This is a genomic window from Acinetobacter sp. AL9 (genome assembly GCF_041464035.1).
In the GTDB taxonomy this organism is placed as follows: Bacteria; Pseudomonadota; Gammaproteobacteria; order Pseudomonadales; family Moraxellaceae; genus Acinetobacter; species Acinetobacter towneri.
In genome coordinates, this window is sequence record NZ_JAYFSK010000108.1 from 1 (window position 1) to 3,723 (window position 3,723).

Genomic DNA, 3,723 nt, shown 5'->3' on the forward strand with positions numbered 1-3,723 from the left:
AGTTGTATGAGGGATAAGGGCAAATTGTAGGTTTTATCTCAGGTTCAAATTTAAGATTTTAGCAGCACTCCAAACTCTACAATTTGCGTATAGTGGTAGCTAATCACTATATCAATCAAGATACAAGAAGCACTGCTTCGCAAGGCTAAATGAGTTTTACTATGATCAGCTACCCCAACAAAACAAGGTGGCTTAACTAGAGCGGAATATCACTTATAAATACGCTTTTAGTTGTTCAAACAAGTGGAACCACCTCTAACCGAGTCACACTTTTCATTATTCATTCCACCCCAATGTCAATTTATGACAAAAAATATAAAAATAAACACATATTTTTCAATGGCTTGTATTTTTATATTAAATAGATGTATAAAATTATGCAATTCTCAAGTTTCATATCGCTTTATATTTTCAACACAATTTTATTAATTTTTCTTTATAAAAATCAGCGAATTTTTAAAGCAGCACACAGATTGATAGACAATATTTGATCGAGTTTGCGCTCACGACTGCATAAATTGAAGGAAAAAAAGAGAATAAAATTTAAATTATTTTTTTAATTTCTGACAGACGGTATTCTATCGCACTGAATGGATAGCACTAGAACATGCGTTCAATGTTCTGCTTAAACTTTCTGACGAAATTGCGAGATATCTAAAGTGTGAATCTGACCGCGCCAAATCCATTTTAGCTTGGATTCTAAAAACTCATCGCCTTCAAACCAAACGAATAAACCTTCCATCATGTCTGGCCAATCGGCTTGCGTGACTTCATTACGTCCAGAAATCACCGCGATAATTGCAGCTAAAATCGTATCATGACTCACAGCCAAACTCAGTCCGTATTGGTTGGTTGGATGGGTGTTATAAATCAGCTCAAGGACATCCACGACACCATGAATCGGATGTTTCATGCCGGGCAAGGCATTATTCACAAAACTATTAATAAAGCCTAAAGCACCCTGTTTCTGAAAATATGGGCCTGCCTGTTTGATATCAAGTACAAAGCTTCCTGGTTCCACCAATAAACCTTGTTCTATAATTTCAATGTGATGGGTATTGGGTTCAAGGGTAATGCCATCTGCCCCACGAATCATTAAAGCAGCCGTATCGACACAACGCTGAATAGGACTTGAAATACAGTGTTGAATCACCCGATCTGTATTTCCAACCAAGTAGCCTCCCCATGCTTCGGCTAAATCGCGACCTTGTTCGGTCAATTGTAAATTATAGCCAGCCAAACCCTGACCAACGACAATTTCACGAATAGAATGACGGGTAAACAAAGTCACAGGCGTCTGAGCATCAGGCAATAAATCAATTGCTTTAAGCATACTTGCAGGGAGTAGTTCTAATGCCATGATCTAGCCAAAATTTTAACTTGGTTGCTTGACACTATACCATGTTCAGCACTTTGCTCAATCTGACTTCGCCATAAGTCCAAGTGCTTGTAAGGCAATCTGTTTCATCTGCGTATTTTTATAGGCGATAAAACCACCATTTAACAATGTATCGCGCTGATTATATAAAAATGCCCGCCCCTGAAAATCGACCAATCCACCACCTATTCGTTCCAATAAACATTGTCCTGCACTGGTGTCCCACTCAGAAGTCGGATGAAAACGTGGGTAAATATCGACACGATCTTCCAAAATCATGCAGAATTTATAAGCACTACCTGCTTTTAGTTCTTCAAAATTGGTCAACTGCGCCAAGCTTTTTAAATAGTCTGCATAGTGTGATTTTTTTTGACTACTGTGGCTTAATCCAATTTTTAGAACTGAAGATGTTACCGTGGGTTCAGACTGATAGAGATACCATTGCTGAGTTAAAATATGATATTTCAATGGCATACCCTGTTCAGGACAAAAATAAATAGTTTGCTCGCCTGGTACTGCAAGTACTGCAAAAGTTGTTTGCACACCACAAATTAAACTTAAATTAATGGTAAATTCAGGACGTTGATGTAAAAACTCTTTCGTGCCATCTAAAGGGTCAAGCAACCAAAATTGCTGCCATTGCTGACGTTGGTCTTGCTCACCTTCTTCGGACAACACAGGTAAATTGGAGATTTTTGCCAAAGCCTGCATTAAATAATAATTGACTCGATAATCGGCTTGCGTAACAGGAGAATCATCGGTTTTCTTTTCTACATCAAAAGCAGCACCTGAACAATAATCTTGAAATTCCTGATTTAAAATTTCACACGCCTGCTGCACGATTGGCAATAACTGTAAAATTAAAGTATGCGTTGGCGCCTTTGTTTTTATAAACATAACTATCCTTTTTAGACTGTATCTAAAGGTCTAATTTTTCATTACTTTCATAAAAACATTGTAATAAAATTTACGGCTGATGCGTAGATAAAATTTAGTGGCTAGATATGCTAAATCAAGACTTTATGTGTCAAAGCAATTCATTTTTACTTGAGTTTTTTATTTATTGAGTGCTTAGTTAATTAATCTTTAAATGGATTGGATAATCTTTTTTTAAACATCGATAAAGTGAGTGCACCACTAACCAATAATAAAATACCCACAATCACCAAATAAGTTTCACCACCAAAAAAACCAATAATAATTGCAGCAATACCCAATAAACCCAAAATAGTGGTAATAGCAATTCCTAAAATAGACATCACAATTCCTTTTAAATTTATTTAATCATGAAAAATTGTCAATATTCTCAGGTATCGTTCTGTCATATTCATGCCTCTTTTGATAGTTAAAGCGTAACATTTGAGCGCACCTTGCCACATTTATACACAGAACTTATACTGAAATAGACTAAACACGACCTATTACATTTCACTGAGTTTGCTGAATAGCTTAAGTGCAGATTATGACAACTTGATGCATTTTATTTAAAAAGATTCTTTCTTAAATCATTTTTGAATCACTGCAAAGGAAATTCCCTTTCCTTTTAGGAGACTTGCGGAGCATGCTCCTCAGGGAGAGGTTTTTTATAAGAATCCCCTCATCCACTTGCGGAATATATTCCTCATCCTGAGCAATACATGGCGTAAAAGAAGGGACTTTCAATACTAATTTTACTGATCATTTATGATCAAATTTCGACTTATAAAAGGATTCTAATTCAGGTTGAACCATTCATAGAATTAAGGTATAAAAAAGCCCGATCTGCATCAATCGGGCCAGATTTAAAGGTACACAAATTTGTATACATAATCAAAATCACTAGAATTTTAAATCAAAAAATTAATCAATCCTTTTCTAGAAAAGTTAACTCTCCCTCATCTGAGGTGATTTTAATTTTGACTTTACGATAACTACGTTTATCTGGGTTTAATGCCGACTCTGAAACATGATGGGCGAATTTTTCATCGCCCATTAAATGCGCAAATAATTTATAGCCGATACGCATTTTCTTAATTTTTTTCTTCTTTTTCTCAAACTCATCGAGTTGTTTATCTAAGTGTTTTAAATCTAAATACTGTTGTTCAGCCATTACTAGCTCCCTAATTTAAAAAATTTACCATTCAATTTCTATGCTTGTACAGACAAACAAATACAGAAATATGTCAAAAAAATTGTTTTTGTGAACGCTACAGTTACTTTTTACAACTGCCCCATCTCACCATACGCGCCAACTTAAGCCATGTTGATGATATTTCATACACTCTGGTGCCTCCTAAATAACATTGAAATATCATCTGTAAATCGTTGTAATTTCCTCTTCCTAGGCCGCTCCGACATACTTTTAA

4 protein-coding genes are annotated in these 3,723 nt (G+C 35.6%); all 4 read right to left on the reverse strand.

Annotated elements, in window-relative coordinates:
- Window positions 1-625: 625 nt before the first annotated feature.
- Complete coding sequence (locus ACEO2X_RS13525) at window positions 626-1,360, reverse strand: histidine phosphatase family protein (RefSeq protein WP_004976677.1); 735 nt, start codon at window positions 1,358-1,360, stop codon at window positions 626-628.
- 57 nt (window positions 1,361-1,417) lie between these two features.
- Complete coding sequence (locus ACEO2X_RS13530; RefSeq protein WP_131261461.1) at window positions 1,418-2,275, reverse strand: 3'(2'),5'-bisphosphate nucleotidase CysQ; 858 nt, start codon at window positions 2,273-2,275, stop codon at window positions 1,418-1,420.
- 182 nt (window positions 2,276-2,457) lie between these two features.
- The gene (locus ACEO2X_RS13535; protein WP_004976682.1) at window positions 2,458-2,637 is read right to left on the reverse strand and encodes a hypothetical protein; all 180 of its coding nucleotides are present in this window, start codon (window positions 2,635-2,637) and stop codon (window positions 2,458-2,460) included.
- Between the two features lie 584 nt (window positions 2,638-3,221).
- Complete coding sequence (locus ACEO2X_RS13540; RefSeq protein ID WP_004976684.1) at window positions 3,222-3,467, reverse strand: hypothetical protein; 246 nt, start codon at window positions 3,465-3,467, stop codon at window positions 3,222-3,224.
- Window positions 3,468-3,723: the final 256 nt, after the last annotated feature.